This is a genomic window from Westiellopsis prolifica IICB1 (assembly GCF_004323185.1).
GTDB classification, from domain to species: Bacteria; Cyanobacteriota; Cyanobacteriia; order Cyanobacteriales; family Nostocaceae; genus Pelatocladus; species Pelatocladus prolificus_A.
Genome location: NZ_NAPS01000001.1, coordinates 355,687 through 374,959, shown reverse-complemented (window position 1 = coordinate 374,959; position 19,273 = coordinate 355,687). Strand labels below are relative to the sequence as shown.

Genomic DNA, 19,273 nt, shown 5'->3' with positions numbered 1-19,273 from the left:
ATTGGGGATTGGGGAAAGGGGATTCTCCAGAGGAGACGCTTCGCGTAGACGCGTCAGCTGCTTCTCATAGAGTACGGGGATTGGGGATTGAGGATGGTTAATAACCAACCACCAATCACCCATTACCAATTAATCAACAATCAACTAACTTTAAATTGACTGGCTGTTGTGAGTAATTCTTGGGCTGTGGCTAGAAGTTGTTGGAATACGGTGGCTAAGACTTGGGCTTGGGCGACGGTGTTGTGAGAAATTTCAGCAACTTGTTCCATGGAGGTGGTGACCGAAACCGAACGTGTTTTTTGGGTTTGGGTCGCTGCGGTAATCTGTGCAATTAATTGAGTGATATTGGTTGTGGCTGCTACTATCTCGTTGAGGTTTTGGCGGGTATTGTTAACTAGGTTGGTTCCTTCTAGTACTTGTTGAATACCTGTTTGCATCGCCATTGCTACCTCGGTGGTTTCTGTTTGAATTTCTTGCACGAGTTTTTCAATTTCGGTAGTCGCCGCAGCAGATTGACGAGACAGAGAACGTACTTCATCAGCAACGACTGCAAAACCTTTGCCGTATTCGCCGGCGCGAGTGGCTTCTATGGCTGCGTTCAATGCTAAAACGTTAGTTTGAGTAGCAAAGTTACTAATCAGGCTGACTACTTTAGAAATATTGTGAGAAGATTCGCTTAACCGCTGAATTTTTCTACCTGTTTGGGCGACGGTTTCGCGAATTGCTTGAATAGCTTCAACAGTTTGGTTCATGGCGCGATCGCCTGATGTTAAAGTCTGATTAGCCTGATCTACAGCGACTTGGACTAAATCAGCACTGGTGGTAACTGCTTGGGTGGAATCTTCCATCAGTTGAATTTCAGTTAAGGCTACAGAGATTTCCTGTGATTGTTGCTGTGCCAAATTGATCACATCTATTAAGGATGCATCACTATTTTGGGAAATCTGGGCAACTTGTTGAGCAGCTTTTTGTACCTGAATGACTATTTGTCGCAGGGCTTGCAAGGTATTGTTGTAAACATCGGCAATTGTCCCCAGCTCATCTTCTGTGATGGGGGCGCGGACAGTCAAATCTCCTTTCAGGGCTGGGCGAAGCGCTGTGAGTGTTTGAACACAACGCTGTTGGAATAACTCTTTTGCTGCTTTTTCTTTGGCGGCTACTTGTGCAAGTTGGGTTGACTGTGTTTGGAGTTGTTGCAAATATTCAACCTGTTGTAAAGCAAGCCCTAATTGATCACCAACTCTGGCGAGTAAATTAATTTCCCATTCTTGCCAATGGCGCGGTTGGGAATTTTGATAGGCGGCGAGAATACCCCACAATTTTTCGCCAAAAAAGATTGGTGAAACTACATAGGCTTTGGCTTCAAATTGTTCTAGCAATTCTACGTAGCAGGCTGACAATCCTTGTTGATGGATATCACTGACCGCCAAGCTTTCACCCTTAGCTAATCGTCCGCCTTGGGTTTCTTGTAAGTAGGTATCTTCCCAAAAACGTTTCATCTCTTTACCTACCAAGCGTCCCCAAGCACTAGCGACAGATTCGGCAATAAATTCGCCACTCCAATCATCACGGAAACGGTAAATAGCTACGCGATCGCAACGCAACTGTTGACGGAGTTCTTGAGTTGTGGTTTTGAAAATTGTATCTACATCTGGTGATTGCCGTAGGCGATTGGTAATTTTACTAAAAGCTTTTTCTTGTTCGGCAATTTGGGTTAATTGATCTGATTTTTCTTGAAATTTTTCCAAATACTCAGTCTGAATGATGGCGACACCAAATCCCATACCGATCTGAGCTAAAAAGCTGATTTCCCATTCTTGCCATTTCCGTACACCAGAGTTTTGATAAGCTGCCAGCAATCCCCATAATTTTTCTCCCGAAAATACAGGAGCGATCATATATGCTTTAGCTTCAAATTGTTCTAAAATATCAACATGACACTGGGATAATCCTGCCTTGTAAACATCATCAACTGTCAAGCTTTCGCTACGAGCATAACGTCCACCTTTAGTATCCTGGAGATGGGTATCTGCCCAAACTGTTCTGATATCAGGCCCGACTAAACGCACCCAGCCATTACCTACTGATTCAGCAATAAATTCACCACTCCAGTCAGAGTTAAATTGATAAAGGGCAACGCGATCGCAACGCAGCAAGTTACGCACTTCTTGAGTAGAAGTTTGAAAAAACTGATCGACGTTAGCAACGCGGACAATTTTATCAATTACCTTACCAACAGCTTTTTTTGCCTGTGCTTGCTGTTGCTGTTCTTTTTGAAACTGAAACCTCTGCAAGGCGTATGTCAATTCTGTCGCCACTTGTGTCAGTAAATTAATTTCTGCTTCTTGCCATTGACGCGTCATTCCACATTGATGAACTGTTAATAAACCCCATAATTCATCTTCTACAAGAATCGGTACTGACACACTAGCTTTGACTTGAAATTTTTCCCACAACTGGCGTTGATAGGGAGTCGGTTCTACCTGGTTTATGTCTGTAATTCTGATCGGTTCTAAGTAATCTGGAGTTATATCAACACCAAATACAATGCTGGATAAGTTTTCGCCAAATGCAGGTGTCCAACCAATTGTTTTAGACTCAGCCAACACCACACCTGTATCTAAACTGTGCCAACGATAAATTAAGACGCGATCGCCTGCGATGATTTCGCGTACTGCTTTAGTCGTGGCTTGAAACAGTGTATCTGCATCTGTAGTTTGGCGCATTTGCTTGGCGATCGCTTGCCATTTTTGTCGCCAATTTTTAAATTCCTGAGATATATCTCTTGTTTCTAATATTTCTTCTGGGTTGACAATAAAGCCGTTTTCTTGATGATTGTCATAGGTAATTGTCATAATTTAATCCTTGATTTTTATCTTTATATTTGATGCTTTATTAAAAACCTACACTTCTCAAAGTTTCTCTTTCTTTCTAACTTCCCATCCAAATCGGAGCTTGGAATAATGATTTTGTATCCAAGCTAATTAATATTTCCTCATTGGAATCGATAAAGTATCCTTGTACAAAATCTGACATTTCTGGGGAAAACAAATGTTCATCTGGGGACTTGATCAACTTGGTATCCAGATCTTCAATATCTCGAATCTCATTTACCAAAATTCCCAAATGCTTACTTTCATAACTAAGTTTTATCACCATTGATTTAGCGCATAAATCTGTTTGCGATTCTAAAGGAGAATAACCAAACATTAGATCTAAATCAACAAGCCATAGCATCTCACCACGCCAATTGTATACACCAACAACGCAACTAGGCATTTGTGGTACTCGACAAATATTTGCTAAGTCAATTGTGAAGATTTCTTGGACATGTTCTAAGGTGATGACTCCAACATATTTTTCTCTTAAAGAGAAGCTTAATAATTTTTGTTTGCTTTCTGTTTTCATCTATCTGAATCACTTAATTAATTGCTTGACAGTCACAACCAATTCATCTGTATTTATTGGTTTACTCAGATAAGCATCGCCACCTAACATATTGCCCCATAATTTATCAACATCACTATTCTTTGTAGAGCAAAAAATTATAGGAATTTTATTAGTTGCAGGATTATTTTTGATTTCTCGACAAATTTCAAAACCACTTTTCCCAGGTAATATAACATCAAGAAAAATTAAATCAGGCTGAATTTGCATCAGCTTTTCTTCCGCTTCTTCACTATTTTTTGCTCTAAAAACGCGGTATCCAGCTTGTTGTAAACAAGAACTAATCAGTTCTAAATCAGTTAATCCATCTTCTACAACTAAAACAGTATTCATAGCAAAATATTTTTTCACCAAGTTATCAATTACACAAGTTAGTAGAACTCGGAGATAAATTAAAATCACTATATTCTGGCAAAAATTTAGCAGAATACAAGTATCATTAAAATATTGTCACCGAATTTATACTTGTTTTTTATTCTGAAATATTTATTGTTGAATAGGTTCAGTATCAATACGTAAAATCTAAAATAATTACAATTTTTAACAAAAATAGAAATTATTTTCTATTAATTTAAAATTAATATTTATTTAAGTCTTAAACATTTAGATTCAACTTATTAATTGTTGATCATTGCTATTCTGTACCAGAGAATTTCCTGGTAAATACTTATTTATCATACCCATTACTTGAGCCGCTACAATTGGTTTATTCAGAAAATCTGTAGAACCTACAACTTTTGCACGAGCTCTGTCAAAAACACCATCACTACCCGTTAAAATAATTATCGGTGTATTAGCAAAAGTAGAAATTCTTCTTAATTGAGCACAAATTTCATACCCACTAGTGTGTGGCATCATTAAATCTAAAAAAATTAAATCTGGCTGTTTATCAATCAAAGTTAGTAAAGCCTGTGTCGAATCTTGAATATGAATAAATCTCAAATCATGATCAATAACAATTTTTCCCAGAATATAACCGAGCTGTGGGCTATCATCTACGTAAGCTATGAGGGTGTCTCGATGTAAATTTAAATACCAGTCTGTTACTTCTTGTAGTTGAATTTGTCTTTGATTTATATATGGTAATAAATAATTAGTAACAGGTAAAATATCTTGGTTTATTTTTGTGGCAATATCACGCAAAGTATACTTACCATTCAGCAAAGATATAAACTTTTGATAAATACTTTGATTAACTTGGTGTTGTAGCTGTTCTGGTTGATGTAAGTTGGGTGCTAAATCAGGATAAATTGTTGCTAAACCAGCTTTTGCCCAATTCTGCCATAACTGATATACTTGTCGTAAAGTAATTTCTGTATTTGTAAAACTAATCGGCGCCTCTAAAACAACATCTGAACGGCGATCGCACAATGCATCCGTGCAATGTGCTAGCTGGATAATATCAAATAATATTTCTGAGACTGTGTTCTCCACAATTGTATTTACTTGTAACAATTGTATTTTCTGCTTTTGATGCAATGTTCTCAGTAACTGATAATCCCAGTTATTAATTGATAGATTTTGCCAACGCCATTGGATACTTTGTAAATCTACTTGAGAAAAATGTTGAATTTTATGTCTGCGTAAGCGCCGATGGGGGTGAATACCGCCGCTTCCCCAAACAATACTTCCTTGATGAAAGTAAATTCGATATTTATGATTAGAACTATTCGTAATATCTAATGCACCAGTATATTGCGTTTGATGAAGGTGTAGAATTTCTAATATTAAATTCTTCAAACTCATCTGTTTAGAATCGCCCATTTATATTTTCTCCTAAGCATATATAGATAGCAATCCTATCTGATTCCAAAACCTCGAATTTTCTTAGAAGTCGAGGATATTGTTGTTCAGGAATTATTTAGGAATGCGATGAATTTTCATTAAAAGGGAACAGGGAACAGGAAACAGAGTGGTTTCAATACTGCTCGGTAAGACAAATAAATTGACATTTAAATCCTGTAGAGACGTGATATATCGCGTCTCTACAACCCCAAAATTATGACTAAAAATCCATAAGATAAATTGAATAAGGTACACATATATTTTATTTTTGTTTATCTATCATAATATTTTTGTCAATACAAAATTGAATATTTGCTTGTGGTTGAAATTATGTAAAGATATACCTGATATAATATATTAAATCTAAAATTTTTGTGATTTAATATATTAGTTTTATAAATGTAATTATTGCAATTGAAAAATCAAATATGTATCCGTGCAAATTCTGATTTTTAATCAATATTTTTGAAAAGCTATCTAAAAAAATAATAACAATAAATTTTTGTCTAATTACTAAGACAGATTATTAACTTGCAGAGTGTACATATTTGCGTATGACACCCATAATTTTATCAACAGTAATAGGTTTGGGCATGAATTCTGTTGCACCAATTACTTTAGTACGAATTCTGTCCAAAAGACCATCATGGCTGGTAAGAATAATAATTGGTGTATTTGTAAAAGCAGAAATGCGACGTATTTGTGTACACATTTCATAACCGTTAATTACTGGCATCATCAAATCTAAAAATATGATCTCAGGCTTATTTTGAATCAAGTTAGGTAATGCTTGAATAGAGTCTTGAATGATCAGACACCTAAACCCATTTTTCACTAAAATTTGCTCTAGCATTTGACAAACCTGTGGACTATCATCTATGCAAGCTATGAGTGGACTTTTTGGTACAGATGATGAATTAAGTTTACTATGAACTACTTGCAACATAGGTAGGTCTGGAACTTCTATCAGTTTGATTACACCTTTGAGGATGAAGGGTAGTAAAGAACGTGTTACTGGTAAGACATTTTGCTTGAGTTTGATTGCTAAATCACGCAAGGTATCCTTACCGGTCATAACAGATGTAAATGTCTGATAGATTTGCAGATTGACTTGTTGTTGTAGTTGCTCTGGCTGACACACCACAGGTGCTAAGTTAGGAGAAAATTTTGCTAAACCTGCTGCTGACCAAGCTTGCCATAATTCTTGCATTTCTTGCAGAGCCATCAGCACATTTGTGAAACTCATTGGCGAATTTAAAATTACTTGCTGTTGTCGTTCATAATGAATTTCACTATGTTTTGCTTCTTGTATGACGTCAAACAGTAATTCGTTAATAGTATTTTCGGTAATAGCGTTGACTTTTTCTCTGTTTATTTTTTGTTGGGAATACAAAGTTTCTAAAATCTGATAATCCCAATAATCTATTGACAAATCCATGAATTGCGTTCGCATTTGGGCAATATCAATTTGTGGACAATATTGTTCCATTTGTCGATGCCAACGCCGGAAAGGATGCTCTCCACCCGTTGCCCACACAATCCTACCTAAACGATAGAAAAAAGTATATACTTTACCATTAATATTTTTTATTTTTAATTCACCATTGTATTGTAATTGTATACAAGTATTGAATTCATCAATTAGTTGTGACAAAGTACTTGTTTCTGCGAAACTCGTTATATTTTTATCCATGAGTTAAATATCATTGTTTAAAATAGCTGATAACTAAACTTTGCTGAATCACTCAATCTTGTGGGCAAACAAATTTTATTTTTGAATAATTGTTTATCTTATTCAATAATTTATTACGGTAATAACCGTATATGTACTGTATTTTATATAACATCTGACAACTTCGCAGATACCTGCATTATTTATATTAAGTTCGGTAAAATGGGAATTAATCAGTAATCATGCAAACTGCGGTAGCGGCTATCCCGCAGGCTAAGCTACGCTTAAGCGCTCTGTTGAATTTAGGAGCATAGCTGCTATTCTTCATCATCGTCGAAAGACACACAGGGACTTTCAATTTCCTGTGCGCTTTGGAATGAATTGCAAAACATGACCGTAGAACAATTAATTTCTAATTCTTCTGGGTGAATGCACTCTATTGCTCCTTCTACCTTAATGTGAAAAGCACAGTCATTACAGATGCTTTGACGTGGTGAGGATTGCCCATACTCCTTAGTCAACTTATGTTTCCAGTTGATTGAGTCAAACATCAGTCAAAATCCTTTGTAATTATTACACTCACACGATTCGGGATAAATACTCGTATTATTAGAGAATTTATTGTATTCTAGTTTGGCTAATCAAATTTTTCATGCCAGACTTTATAAAAACTTTTTGTAATTTATTCTGAAAATTCACAAAAAGATTGCATGAATCTGGCTATGAATTAATAGTCCCTTGTTCTTTTATCAATCTGAAAACTTCAAAAAAACCGATGGATATACAACTAATAAAAGTCATTGAAAAGCCTATTCTCAAAGAGATAGAGAAAACAGAGGAACCAGAAGAGCAAAACTTTTCCAACGCTGCTGTTGATATTGAAGAAGAAAATATTGAGAGCAGTTATCAAGAAACTAATTATATTTCGCTAGGCGATTATCCTGTAATCCAATCGGTTGGAAATTCAGGATGGCAAGTTTCTGATATTTGGCGCGATATTAGAATAGATAATTTCTGTTAATCAATAGGATTTGGTACAAGTCCGGGTATTTGTGGTGTGCGATCGCTTAGACCAGGCTAGTAGGTATCTTTAGCATGAGATATTTTTGAGATGCACTCAACAAATGATGTTGATAGTGCAAAGACAAGGAGAACAAGAAAGCAATTTCTTCGCGCTCTCTTTGTCTGAGAACTCATTGCAAAATTCCTCCATTGAAAGGCTTTATCTCTCTTTCTGCCAGGATATAACTAAAAGCTATGGAAATTTTCCATTTCGCATATCATTTTTTATAATTTCCTGGTAGTTAGGCAAATGAGTGGAATGGAAATCAGGTAGTTTAATTTAACACTAAATGAGGAGTGAAATGAAACTTAGCGACGGACTGTTAAACTCAGATAAGAAAGCTATGGTTGTAGAAGATTGCTGCAACATGATAGAAGCACAACTTGCTTCCAAGTCAGGTATAAGTGGTATGGCTTTGAAAACAGCCTTCGCCGCCCTTAAGGGAGTCAAACCAGGATATATTCCTCATGTTGTTGAAATGATTTTGCCACAATGCTTTGAAGCACTTGATCCTATCTGGAGCGAAGGCGTAAACAAAGGTGATCCAGTCGAATATTTGGTTGCGAGCCGCGATCGCACAGCAGATGCACTATTGAGCGTCACCGATGAAAAGGCCAAGAACGTCAACCGCCCAATTGTGCGAGGGACTTATGAAAAGCTTCGGGGTTCAGCCAAACAACACGTAGAAGATGCAGTACCAGACTTAGCCAAGGTAATCGATAAATACACCCAGGCATAACCGAAAAATAGGAAAATATCTTAAAGTAAGCTACCGTTCGACATTTCCCGGTAGCTCTACTAAAATTACTGCTCGGTAGGTGAAGTTGGGGAATTTAATGGAACTTCCTGTTGTGGATCTTGTACCACCCACTGACATCTTCTTTCGTTTGGTTGGTTGTAATTAATTGCCATGGTAAAACTGCGGGATTGAGCGCTGTTGTTGCGGAGATTTACAATCGCCTCTGTGTAGTTTCCATTAGCAACTGCTGTCCATTGCAATGTATTAGTCGCATTAGGCTGATCGGGAACAAACCGCATTTTATACCTGACTTCCTCTAGGGAATCACCAGGGCGGACGAAAACTAAAGCTTGAACAATATCCGCTGTCCTTTGTAGGAGATCAGCAGAAATAAAGCTACAACTGTTAGGAGTATCTCCTTTAACCAGAGCTAAGTATGGGCGATCAATTAAAGACTCTACTTGTTGGGCTTGGGCGTCAAGGTTGGAGAAGAAAATAAACGTAATAGGGAATATCAGGAAAATAGATTTTTTCATATGTCATTAGGAAGGATGTACAGCCGTATGCCTCTATTCATGTATTTGCTATGATTAAAAAAGTGAAACCGTATGACACACTAAATTGACAATCGCTATCCTAAGCTTATAAATGTTTCCTTACCTCTAGCTAGCGGAAGGCTATGTGAGTAGTTCTCAAGATTGAATCAGAGATTCAAGATCTGTTATTTAAAATACAAACAATATAGTAAATACAGCGTTTTTTAGGTAAATGAAGTATACGTGTAAGGGCGTAGACGCAACAGCTACTTCTCCTAAAGTACAGCCTTATCCGCTACGATAAATGTGTACTTAACCAAATTACAATCTGCTGTATATTTTTTACCGTGACTCTAATCACCTTGCAATACGATTCGGATAAAACAAATCAATTGACCGATAATTCCTTAATGGTACAAGCCCCCAAATTTATCTATGGGGTCAATCCAAAATCCAAAATCCTGTTAGAGGTTGACGTTTAAACCCACCAGAGACGTTGCACCTGCTAGTCTCTACATGTCCGAAATTATGACGAAAAATTCTTAACCGAACCGTATTGGATCACCTTGTAGGGCTTGCAAATTATTTAAATGATTTATGTAAGCAAGTAACAATATTAACATCAAGTAGTTAGTTCTAATTCTCTAGACATATTTTATTTTCCCTAATAATCAACTTTTTTATACTAGTTCATCCAAGAGATATTCAGCAAAATAGTCTTTTAAGTAGATGTTTGTACTGAATATTAGCCATATATTAAAAGCATTAATCATTACTGAATTTCTAGATAAAAACATAGGAGTTTCATATGCTTAGTGCTGTTATTTTTTTGGCTGGTTATGCTGTAATATCAACACTTTTTATCTCTAGTGTCGAATAAAAACCAAGACTCTGGTTTTTATTTCTTTGCTTCTTGTATCAATATCTCTAATTGTTATTCGTACTTCTGTTTCGCCTCGGTTGGTTTCACCGAGGTTTTTTTGGAGTATACGTGACAACGTAAAGATTTTTAATTTTATATTTTTCATTTTTCATTTTTAATTGAGCGAAGCGTTTACACCCTTTGTTCCAAGAACTCAAAACTTTAACTGAACTGTAGGGGTGTATCTGCATTCTTGTATGGTCGTTAATGTAGCTTTGGCGATTCAATGAGTAACTTTCAAATCGATATCGACTTTAGTAATGTTGATTTTTCTTCTCTGGAGACAGAAGAGGATTTTCAAGCAGAGGCAAAAAAATTACTACCGAATGCACTTATAAAGCTAGGTGAAGCTGTGGGTGAAAAGACGTGGGAGGAATTACAAAAAGGGCTGAAACAACCAGGAAATAAACTCAAATCTTCTGAACGCGAGAAGCGTAAGTTTATGCAAGAAACAGGAAGAACTTATCAAAGAACTGCAAGTAGCACCCTCAAGCAAGAACTAGCAGACTACATAGTAGAGCAATTATCTCAGTACAAAAGACAATCCTCCTAACAACGCTGAAAACCTCAGTCAATAGTTTGAGGGATTGGCTTTTGAAGCCCACACTTACAAATGAGTGTAAGTGTGGGAACATGTCACTGTTCCATATCAGGAATTATCTAGGATAAATATGGAGTCTAGGCCTCACCCCTGGATTGACGATCGCCGCTAACTCTTCAGAAGACAATTTACTCAGTTCAGTCTCTAGTTCTTCAACTGTGAAGTCATACCCACGTTCTTGAGCAATCTGAATAAAGGCTTCTGGGTTAGCTGCTGCTTTGAGTCTTTCTTTTAATGCTTGATCTTGTTTAACTGCTTTGAAAAGTTGAGCTGCATTATTCTGTGTCATGTCAGTCTCTCCTATTTGAAATATCAAATTTAAATGTAGTTATGTGAACTCCTGCGGTTTCACCAAATCCACTTAAGATTGCTGCTAACTAAAGTTTCATACTTCAATCTTGAACTAGAGAGGGGAATGTCTGATTAACTTTGACAAAAAAATATAAGTTCACAGCTAGGAGCAATTCACAACTATCCTGGTAGCTACGTTGAAATTGAGGGAGATCATCGCCTGCTCCCCGTTTATCAAAGACTCAGCTAAGTAAGTCGGTACAAATGTAGAGACGCGATATATCGCGTCTGGTACAGGGTCTGTATTTGTATCAGATTTTTTGTTAAATGGTATTAGTGCTGTTTACTTTTCGTAACATGGTTAGGTTTATTCCCACCGACTTACTTCGTTTGCGAAAAGCTTTTGAGAATAGCTGCGAAGCAAGAAAATAATTTGTTTCTGGAAAGACAAGGACTCACGCTGTAGATCTTTATGTAGACCAATCCAATCGCTGTGAGGAGTGAACAAAAAAACATTTGTGAATTTTATTTGGTCTAGAAACAGAAGAATGATGCCTATCTGATTCGTAGAAGTATTAGTCCATGCATACATTATTGAACAAACTTTTGGCTTACGTGCTGATCGCTACCTTAGTAGGCTGTGCAACTCAACAAAGTGAGCAAGTACAGCAAACACAGGTTGAGCAGTCAAGTTCTAGCGAAGGACAGCAGCAGTGTTCGCGTATTGAGGTGCGCCAAAACAATGGAAAAACTGAGGTCAAGCGCTCAAACGACTGTTAGTAGAGCTTAACAATTATTTATTTTAACTACGTCGATTTACGAGTGTGGTGCTAGCTTGATCAACAGGCATCAAGATGACTTGATTAATATTGACATGAGCTGGTCGGGTAGCGCAAAAAAAGACCACATCAGCGACATCTTCACCTGTGAGAGGGGTGACTCCTTGGTAAACCTTCTCAGCGCGTTGTGTGTCACCGTGAAACCGCACTTCGCTAAATTCTGTTTCTACCATACCGGGGTCAACAGAAGTGACTTTTACCGAAGTTCCCAACAAATCTTGTTTTAAGCCTTCAGAAATTGCTCTGACTGCTGCTTTTGTACCACAGTAAACGTTACCACCGGGGTAAGTTTGATAGCCAGCGATCGAACCGATATTGATCACATGACCGCGATCGCGACTCACCATTCCAGGGACAACATAGCGACTGAGATAGAGTAAACCTTTGATATTAGTATCAATCATTTCTTCCCAATCCTCAAATTTACCCTCGTGGAGTTTGTCTAAACCGCGACTTAAACCGGCATTATTAATCAGAATATCAATTTCTGACCAAGGGCTAGGAAGACTATATATAGCAGATTCAACAGCAGAGCGATCGCGCACATCTAACTGTAACAAATGTATCTGACCAGACGTGCCATGGTAAGTCTCTACAAGACTATCTGCTAATTCCTGCAAACGTTCTTGACGTCGCGCCGCTAAAATTAATTTTGCACCAGCACTAGCAAACACTTTGGCACAAGCAGCACCAATACCACTACTCGCACCAGTAATTAGAACAATTTGATTTTGTAGAGAAAGCATTTTTGGTCAATGGTCAATGGTCAAGGGTCAATGGTCAATGGTCAATGGTCAATGGTCAAGGGTCAATGGTCAATGGTCAATGGTCAATGATCAATGGTCATTAGTAAATAACTCTTGACTATGGACACTGGACTATAGGCACATTTCTATGCAATAACCAAAACATTTGGCAAAAGNGGTCAATGGTCAATGGTCAAGGGTCAAGATAAAATTCTCTGGACAATTGACCCTTAACTGTGGACAAATGACTAATTATTTTGTCACTACTCGCATTCGTTGAGTGATCATTGTCATACCATCTCCGCGCATGATCACCGCCGAAACCCATTGACTACCAGGAGTCAAGGGTGCTTTACCAACTTTGAAAATACCACCAGATGAAAGTAATTCCAAGTCTACGGGTGTAGGACTGAGATATTTGTTTGCTTTGATTGGTTCTTCCAAAGCTGTTCCCAAAATATAATCTTCGCCTAGAGGTTCTTGGACGATCGCATCAAAACTGTATTGCTGACCGACTTTAACCTGTTGTGGCAATTTAAAATCAATTTGTGGTGGTTGACTACCAGCAGTAACTTGAGTACGTTCTGACAAAATATCTTGACGAATGACTTTTCCCCCAGAAATTTGCTGACGTGATGTAATTGTGGCTGATAAAGCCATATTATTATTGTTCGGGGAAGGTAAGCCAGTTATTTTCGTCACCGTATCAGCGACGATTACATTACCTTGAGGTTTCCAAGATTGCAGCTGTGTACTGTATTTGAGTTGGGGATATTGTTTCCACAATGTATTCAAAGCTTGTTCCATGCTTTGATAGTTTAATCCATCCCCATGCCTGAAGTTAGGACTGTAAAACTGCATTACTCCTTTGACATTACGCTGGTTTGCTGCTGTATCAATTTGCGTCAATAGGTTATTGAGTTCAGGGGGTGCGTTCGGTGACGTGCTAGCTTGAGCGCATTTCCAACCAGCAGTAAAACTAACAGTGAGTAGGAACAAAAGTATCCAACGGCTGGATGGGAAGCGTGATTGGCGTTGAAATAGTAGGATAATCAGTCTACGCATTGGTATGAAATTGGTAGTTTGACTACAAAAGAGATTCCCGTCTTCAAATTAAACCCATAGAGTAAAGCTGTTGTAGATTAAGTTCCGAAACAGTTTACAACAAGGTAGGAAAATTGTTTTATCTTAGTGAAACTAAGCGTTGACATGGTAGTGAGTAGATGGCAGACGCACCAATAAAATTATTGATAGCAGCAAGTGGAACTGGCGGACACTTATTTCCAGCGATCGCATTAGCGCAAGAATTGCCAGATTATCAAATTGAATGGTTGGGTGTACCCAATCGGCTAGAAACTCAACTTGTCCCCCAACAGTATAGATTGAATACTATTTCTGTTGAAGGATTTCAAAAAGGTTTTGGCATCTCATCGCTAGTGACTGTAAGTAAACTGATCAGTTCCATTCTTAAAGTTAGGAAAATTTTACAAAATGGTCAATTTCAGGGAGTATTTACCACAGGAGGATATATTGCTGGGCCAGCAGTAATTGCAGCGCGATCGCTAGGTATACCCGTAGTACTCCACGAATCAAACGCTTACCCTGGAAAAGTCACACGATTTTTCGGCCCTTGGTGTAATGCAGTCGCATTAGGATTTGAAGTTGCTGCCAAGTATTTACCCCGTGCCAAAACGATTTACACTAGTACTCCTGTACGTGCAGAATTTTTAAAACCGGGGATCGCCGCATCACTAGATTTAGATATTCCTGAAAATGTACCTGTGATCGTCATCTTTGGTGGTAGTCAAGGTGCAGTCGCCATTAACAAGTTGGTACGTGAGTGTGCAACAGCTTGGTTTGATTCTGGTGCTTGGGTTGTACATTTGACAGGCGATAAAGATCCGGAAGCGGAAAGTTTAAAACATCCACAGTATATATCTCTGCCTTTTTATAACAACATGGCAGCCTTACTGCAACGCGCAAATTTAGCCATCAGTCGTTCTGGTGCAGGTAGTCTCACAGAATTAGCAGTGTGTGGTACGCCTGCAATTTTAATTCCTTATCCCTTTGCAGCAGAAGACCATCAAACCTATAACGCCAAAGTATTTACCTCAGTTGGTGCAGCATTGATGTTTCAGCAAACAGAATTGACTCTTGAGAAATTGCAAACAGAAGTTTTACAGTTGTTACAGTCACCACAACAGTTACAACAAATGGGGGAAAAAGCGAAAACTATTGCACCTGCTGATAGTGCTGAGAAATTAGCGCACTTAGTTCGGGAAATGGTGGAAAAATAGAGGAAAATATTTATGTTACGAATTAAAACCAAATTTTAACAAGAGCAAACAATTGTGCTTATGGGTAGCTTTATCAAGCGATCGCTATGTTATCCTGTCACAGCTTCCTTACTTATCGGGTTAACATGTCACTCAACTATTGCTCAAAGTCACAGTAAATATTTTCAGACTAAACATGTTCAGATCGAGCAAAAAATCTCTAAAACTGTCAAGCTTACTCAGGATACCCAAACACTAGATGAAAAAACAGCCCTTAACTTAGTTTGGAAACTACCACAAATACAACGTAAAGCCAGAGAAATCGAAAAACTTTCACAGGGAAAAATACGTGTTGCAGCGAAGATTGATAGTTCTCCAACTCCAGAAGCACCTTACTACACAGTGCAAATCTATGAAAATCATATAGATTACATCGACACGATTTATTGGTTTCGCGTTTTGAATCCGAGTGGTGATATCCAAGTTCTAGATATCATCCAGAATGACTATGTATCTTTAGAAGCATGGAAACAAAATTAATTCAGGGAACTCTTAACTCTTAGCAGGAAAGCATAATCACTGATAACTGAATAACTGAAGTAAATGTCTCAAGCAAAACCTATTAGTCCTTGGAAATTCAAGCCTTGGTGGTGTCAGCCTTGGTCAATACTGCTCACAGGTCTAACCTTAATTAGTGGTAGTTGGATAATATTTAAAATTGTCTGGCTAACAGTGTTGATAGCGATTCCTGTACTCACATGGATGGGTTTTTTCTTAATAATCTGGCCCTCATTAATAATTCGCAGTGGTATTTTAGAGTCCTATCAATTATCAAGAGATGAAAGTGGAGATCAGAAAAACTAATTAAGAATTCCCTCACACCAAAGGGACTTGGCCATTAGTCCTTAGTCATTCTCATCAAAAATGACCAATGACCAATGACCAATAACAAATGACTAATTCCCAAACCCTTTACCGCGAGTTGTAGAAGGAATACATAAACAGTTTTCTAATTGTTCTCGCAACTTTTCATGATCGAGATTTTGACCAATCAGTACTAACTGATTTTTCTTTTCACCTTTCCATTCTTCGTCATCTAGAGTAAAGCGTTTACCGCAAAGGTGAAAAATATGTCGCTTGGGACTTTCCTCAAACCACATAATTCCCTTGGCGCGAAAAATATTCTCAGGAAGTTGGTTATCTAAGAAATACTGGAATTTCCTGATTGCAAAAGGTTTTTCACTCTCAAAAGATAGTGAGGTAAAGCCATCGTTTTCCAAATGATTGGAATGGTGGTGATGATCATGAGAGTGATCATGGTGGTCGTGACCACACTCTGAATGATCATGGTCATGGTCGTGATGGTCATGACCACATTCTGAATGGTCGTGATGGTGATGGTCGTGGTGGTGATGGTCGTGATTATGTGCTTCGACGGTGTCAAAATACTTGTCTGTCTCAAACAGACCAACACTGAGAATTAAAGGTAATGGTACTTGTGCTTTGTTGGTACGAATAATTCTCGCACCTTCTTTGACCTCACGAATTTTAGTTTCTAGTGTTTCTAATTCTGTTTGAGAAACTAAATCTGTCTTATTCAACAGAATCACATCACCATAAGCAATTTGACTATAAGCTGCCTGAGAATTAAATAAATCTAGGCTATAATTTGCCGCATCCACAACCGTGATAATCGAATCAAGACGAGTTAAATCCCGTAATTCTGTGCCAAGAAATGTTAAAGCAACTGGTAGCGGATCTGCAAGTCCAGTTGTTTCTACAACTAGATAATCGATGTTTTCTTGACGTTCTAAAACTTTGTAAACGGCATCAACCAAATCATTGTTAATGGTGCAACATATACAACCGTTACTTAACTCCACCATATTATTATCATCGTCGGTAGAGATAATTAACTCGTTGTCGATGCCAATTTCACCAAATTCATTGACTAAAACAGCAGTTTTTAAACCCTGCTGATTGCTCAAGATATGATTGAGTAAAGTTGTTTTGCCACTGCCAAGAAAACCAGTAATAATTGTGACTGGCAATCCTTGTTTTGAGGCTTCCATTGCATGGGATTCAGAAGTAGCTGCTTGCATAACACTGCCATCAAATGAGTCAAACTAGAGAATGTAGCGTAGAGAGTCCATAAAACATTAGCATAGGGATGCTGGATCAACGTCCCAGTTGCTTTAACCTATTATTGCGTATCTCAATTCAGTATTACTGTGTTATGACCCTAACTGTTTACAATACCCTCACTCGTCGCCAAGAACCTTTGGAAACAATTGAGCCTGGAAAAGTTAAGATGTATTGCTGCGGCGTGACGGTGTATGACTATTGCCATTTGGGTCATGCTCGTTCCTACATAGTTTGGGATACTATACGTCGTTATCTGCAATGGCGCGGTTATCAAGTGCGTTACATCCAGAATTTTACCGATATAGACGATAAGATTCTCAACCGTGCCAGAGAGCAAGGTACAACGATGGAAGCGGTTTCACATCGTTTTATTGATGCTTATTTTGAAGATATCCGTCGTTTAAACGTCATGGATGCTGATGAATATCCCCGTGCAACGGAACATATTTCAGAAATCCATGAAATGATTAAAGCCCTAATAGCAAAAGATTACGCTTACGCAGCTATTGGTGACGTTTACTACAGAGTTGAGCGTTTTCCTACTTATGGCAAACTCTCAGGACGAGAACTAGAACAGATGCAAGCTGGTGCTAGTGGCAGAGTAGATGCCGAAGACCAAGAAAGTAAAAAACAGCACCCCTTTGATTTTGCTTTGTGGAAATCTGCTAAACCCGGAGAACCTGCTTGGGACTCACCTTGGGGTAAAGGTCGTCCAGGATGGCACATTGAATGTTCAGCGATGATTCGATCGCAACTGGGTGAAACAATCGATATTCATGGCGGTGGTGGCGATTTAATTTTCCCTCATCATGAAAATGAAATAGCCCAATCAGAAGGTGCTATTAATAAACCCCTGGCACACTACTGGATGCATAACGGGATGGTGATGGTAGATGGGAAAAAAATGTCCAAGTCTCTGGGTAACTTTACTACCATTCGAGAATTATTAGATCGTCCAGTCGATCCAATGGCGGTGCGCTACTTTGTCTTGCAAGCCCACTATCGCAAACCACTAGATTTTACCGATGAAGCGATCGCCACTGCTGAAAGTAGTTGGAAAACCCTCAAAGAAGGTTTACTCTTTGGCTACGAACACGGTAAAAAACTTGATTTTCATAATAACGGCAATCATTTAGATAAGGAAATCATCAAAAGGTTTGCAGAATCAGGAGATGATGACTTTAACTTCTCTGGTAGCCTAGCAGTATTATTTGAACTCGCCAAAGAATTACGGCGGGAAGGTAATTTATTGGTGCATGAAGGTAAAACTGAAACACCACCCCAAGAATTAGCGAAACAATGGCAGACTCTTGTTACCTTAGCTGGGGTTTTGGGTTTAGAAGCCAAACTGACAGAAGAAACAACCGAAGTATCTGGTATTACAGAAGCTGAAATTGAGGAGTTAATTCAAAAACGGCAAGAAGCCAGAAAAGCAAAGAATTTTGCCGAAGCCGATCGCATCCGTGATGAATTGCAAGCCCAAGGTATTACTTTAATCGATAGCCGTGAGGGTACACGCTGGCATAGGGGATAATTAATGTAAAAAAATTTATGAGGTGACAAATGGAAAATGCAAAAACCAGACAAGCACTACTCAAAGCAATTTACGAGGAATTAGAACAGGCTTATGAAGATACTTTAGAAGATGTTTTAGAGTTATTAAAAATTTGCAAAAGCGAAGATATTCAAGATATTCAAGATATTCATGCGGCAAAAAATGATACTACTATTTCTTGGGAACAATACAAACGAGAAACCGCGTGATTTATCAAGTAGAAATTACAAGTAGGGCAGCTAAACAATTAAAAAAGCTGCCTGAAGATATCAAGCTAGGACTAGCCCTTTCAAGGTGACTCATAAAATCTCTTTTTTCCTCTCTGCGCTCTCTGCGTTCTCTGCGGTTTAAAAGTTATTTATTTAACCGCAGAGGCACAGAGAACACAGAGATAAGAGCTTACAGAGGAGTTGATTGTTGAGAATTTTGCTCCACCTTGAAAGGGCTAGTCCTACAAGCTACGAATTGAAGAGAAGATTCAAGAGTTAGCAGAAAATCCACGTCCTGATGGAGTTGTAAAGTTAGAAGACAGTGATAATGCTTACCGTGTTCGTGTCGGCAAATATCGCATTTTGTACGAGATAAAAGATGATTTACTAATAGTCAAAGTTGTTAAAGTTGGGCATCGTAAAGACGTTTACAAGAAATAGCCAATT

21 protein-coding genes are annotated in these 19,273 nt (G+C 38.2%); 10 read left to right on the top strand and 11 right to left on the bottom strand.

The annotated features are described in order from the left end of the window. Window positions 1-140 precede the first annotated feature (140 nt). The 6 genes from B4U84_RS01680 to B4U84_RS01655 form a co-directional block, all read right to left on the bottom strand. Complete coding sequence (locus B4U84_RS01680) at window positions 141-2,855, bottom strand: GAF domain-containing protein (RefSeq protein WP_017312329.1); 2,715 nt, start codon at window positions 2,853-2,855, stop codon at window positions 141-143. 76 nt (window positions 2,856-2,931) lie between these two features. Beyond that, window positions 2,932-3,408 carry a chemotaxis protein CheW gene (locus B4U84_RS01675; protein ID WP_017312330.1) on the bottom strand — a complete coding sequence of 159 codons (477 nt, stop codon included), beginning with the start codon at window positions 3,406-3,408 and terminating at the stop codon, window positions 2,932-2,934. Between the two features lie 9 nt (window positions 3,409-3,417). Beyond that, complete coding sequence (locus B4U84_RS01670; RefSeq protein ID WP_026082065.1) at window positions 3,418-3,780, bottom strand: response regulator transcription factor; 363 nt, start codon at window positions 3,778-3,780, stop codon at window positions 3,418-3,420. Window positions 3,781-4,056: 276 nt separating this feature from the next. Next, the gene (locus tag B4U84_RS01665) at window positions 4,057-5,211 is read right to left on the bottom strand and encodes a response regulator (protein WP_017312332.1); all 1,155 of its coding nucleotides are present in this window, start codon (window positions 5,209-5,211) and stop codon (window positions 4,057-4,059) included. A gap of 547 nt (window positions 5,212-5,758) precedes the next feature. Beyond that, the gene (locus B4U84_RS01660; protein WP_131115183.1) at window positions 5,759-6,925 is read right to left on the bottom strand and encodes a response regulator; all 1,167 of its coding nucleotides are present in this window, start codon (window positions 6,923-6,925) and stop codon (window positions 5,759-5,761) included. A 296-nt stretch (window positions 6,926-7,221) separates the two neighbouring features. After that, complete coding sequence (locus B4U84_RS01655; RefSeq protein WP_071524800.1) at window positions 7,222-7,455, bottom strand: hypothetical protein; 234 nt, start codon at window positions 7,453-7,455, stop codon at window positions 7,222-7,224. A gap of 224 nt (window positions 7,456-7,679) precedes the next feature. Between B4U84_RS01655 and B4U84_RS01650 the strand changes: the two genes are divergently transcribed. Both B4U84_RS01650 and B4U84_RS01645 read left to right on the top strand, forming a co-directional pair. After that, on the top strand, window positions 7,680-7,925 hold the full coding sequence (locus B4U84_RS01650; protein WP_017312334.1) for a hypothetical protein: 246 nt from the start codon (window positions 7,680-7,682) through the stop codon (window positions 7,923-7,925). A gap of 343 nt (window positions 7,926-8,268) precedes the next feature. Beyond that, window positions 8,269-8,706 carry a DUF6918 family protein gene (locus tag B4U84_RS01645; RefSeq protein ID WP_017312335.1) on the top strand — a complete coding sequence of 146 codons (438 nt, stop codon included), beginning with the start codon at window positions 8,269-8,271 and terminating at the stop codon, window positions 8,704-8,706. 65 nt (window positions 8,707-8,771) lie between these two features. On the opposite strand, the gene B4U84_RS01640 is transcribed toward B4U84_RS01645, so the two are convergent. Continuing rightward, window positions 8,772-9,242 carry a hypothetical protein gene (locus tag B4U84_RS01640; RefSeq protein ID WP_017312336.1) on the bottom strand — a complete coding sequence of 157 codons (471 nt, stop codon included), beginning with the start codon at window positions 9,240-9,242 and terminating at the stop codon, window positions 8,772-8,774. Between the two features lie 1,148 nt (window positions 9,243-10,390). Between B4U84_RS01640 and B4U84_RS01635 the strand changes: the two genes are divergently transcribed. After that, window positions 10,391-10,717: a hypothetical protein gene (locus B4U84_RS01635; protein WP_017312337.1), complete on the top strand. Its 327-nt coding sequence runs from the start codon at window positions 10,391-10,393 to the stop codon at window positions 10,715-10,717. A 103-nt stretch (window positions 10,718-10,820) separates the two neighbouring features. On the opposite strand, the gene B4U84_RS01630 is transcribed toward B4U84_RS01635, so the two are convergent. After that, on the bottom strand, window positions 10,821-11,054 hold the full coding sequence (locus B4U84_RS01630; protein ID WP_017312338.1) for a Nif11-like leader peptide family natural product precursor: 234 nt from the start codon (window positions 11,052-11,054) through the stop codon (window positions 10,821-10,823). Window positions 11,055-11,638: 584 nt separating this feature from the next. Here B4U84_RS01630 and B4U84_RS01620 point away from each other — a divergent pair. Beyond that, window positions 11,639-11,836, top strand: coding sequence for a hypothetical protein (locus B4U84_RS01620; protein WP_017312340.1), 198 nt, complete (start codon window positions 11,639-11,641; stop codon window positions 11,834-11,836). 22 nt (window positions 11,837-11,858) lie between these two features. Here B4U84_RS01620 and B4U84_RS01615 read toward each other — a convergent pair whose 3' ends face one another. Together B4U84_RS01615 and B4U84_RS01610 are read right to left on the bottom strand one after the other, a co-directional pair. Next, on the bottom strand, window positions 11,859-12,641 hold the full coding sequence (locus tag B4U84_RS01615; RefSeq protein WP_017312341.1) for an SDR family oxidoreductase: 783 nt from the start codon (window positions 12,639-12,641) through the stop codon (window positions 11,859-11,861). A 252-nt stretch (window positions 12,642-12,893) separates the two neighbouring features. Continuing rightward, window positions 12,894-13,706, bottom strand: a complete 813-nt coding sequence (locus B4U84_RS01610) for a DUF8623 domain-containing protein (protein ID WP_131115181.1) — start codon at window positions 13,704-13,706, stop codon at window positions 12,894-12,896. A gap of 158 nt (window positions 13,707-13,864) precedes the next feature. Between B4U84_RS01610 and murG the strand changes: the two genes are divergently transcribed. The 3 genes from murG (at window position 13,865) to B4U84_RS01595 (ending at window position 15,781) form a co-directional block, all read left to right on the top strand. After that, window positions 13,865-14,938, top strand: coding sequence for an undecaprenyldiphospho-muramoylpentapeptide beta-N-acetylglucosaminyltransferase (murG, locus tag B4U84_RS01605; RefSeq protein ID WP_017312344.1), 1,074 nt, complete (start codon window positions 13,865-13,867; stop codon window positions 14,936-14,938). A gap of 60 nt (window positions 14,939-14,998) precedes the next feature. Next, the gene (locus tag B4U84_RS01600; RefSeq protein WP_017312345.1) at window positions 14,999-15,457 is read left to right on the top strand and encodes a hypothetical protein; all 459 of its coding nucleotides are present in this window, start codon (window positions 14,999-15,001) and stop codon (window positions 15,455-15,457) included. Window positions 15,458-15,520: 63 nt separating this feature from the next. Beyond that, entirely contained in the window at window positions 15,521-15,781 is a 261-nt protein-coding gene (locus B4U84_RS01595) for a DUF6737 family protein (protein WP_131115178.1), read from the top strand. 92 nt (window positions 15,782-15,873) lie between these two features. Here the strand turns inward: B4U84_RS01595 and B4U84_RS01590 are convergent, their stop codons facing one another. After that, window positions 15,874-17,019 (bottom strand): CobW family GTP-binding protein, encoded by a 1,146-nt coding sequence (locus B4U84_RS01590; protein WP_017312347.1) that lies wholly within the window; start codon window positions 17,017-17,019, stop codon window positions 15,874-15,876. Between the two features lie 134 nt (window positions 17,020-17,153). On the opposite strand from B4U84_RS01590, the gene cysS reads away from it, so the two are divergent. The 3 genes from cysS to B4U84_RS01570 all read left to right on the top strand — a co-directional run bounded on the left by cysS (window position 17,154) and on the right by B4U84_RS01570 (window position 19,267). Continuing rightward, the gene (gene cysS, locus B4U84_RS01585) at window positions 17,154-18,596 is read left to right on the top strand and encodes a cysteine--tRNA ligase (RefSeq protein WP_131115176.1); all 1,443 of its coding nucleotides are present in this window, start codon (window positions 17,154-17,156) and stop codon (window positions 18,594-18,596) included. A 29-nt stretch (window positions 18,597-18,625) separates the two neighbouring features. Further along, window positions 18,626-18,826, top strand: a complete 201-nt coding sequence (locus tag B4U84_RS01580; protein ID WP_044450336.1) for a hypothetical protein — start codon at window positions 18,626-18,628, stop codon at window positions 18,824-18,826. 255 nt (window positions 18,827-19,081) lie between these two features. Then, window positions 19,082-19,267, top strand: a complete 186-nt coding sequence (locus B4U84_RS01570) for a type II toxin-antitoxin system RelE family toxin (protein WP_510650801.1) — start codon at window positions 19,082-19,084, stop codon at window positions 19,265-19,267. Window positions 19,268-19,273: the final 6 nt, after the last annotated feature.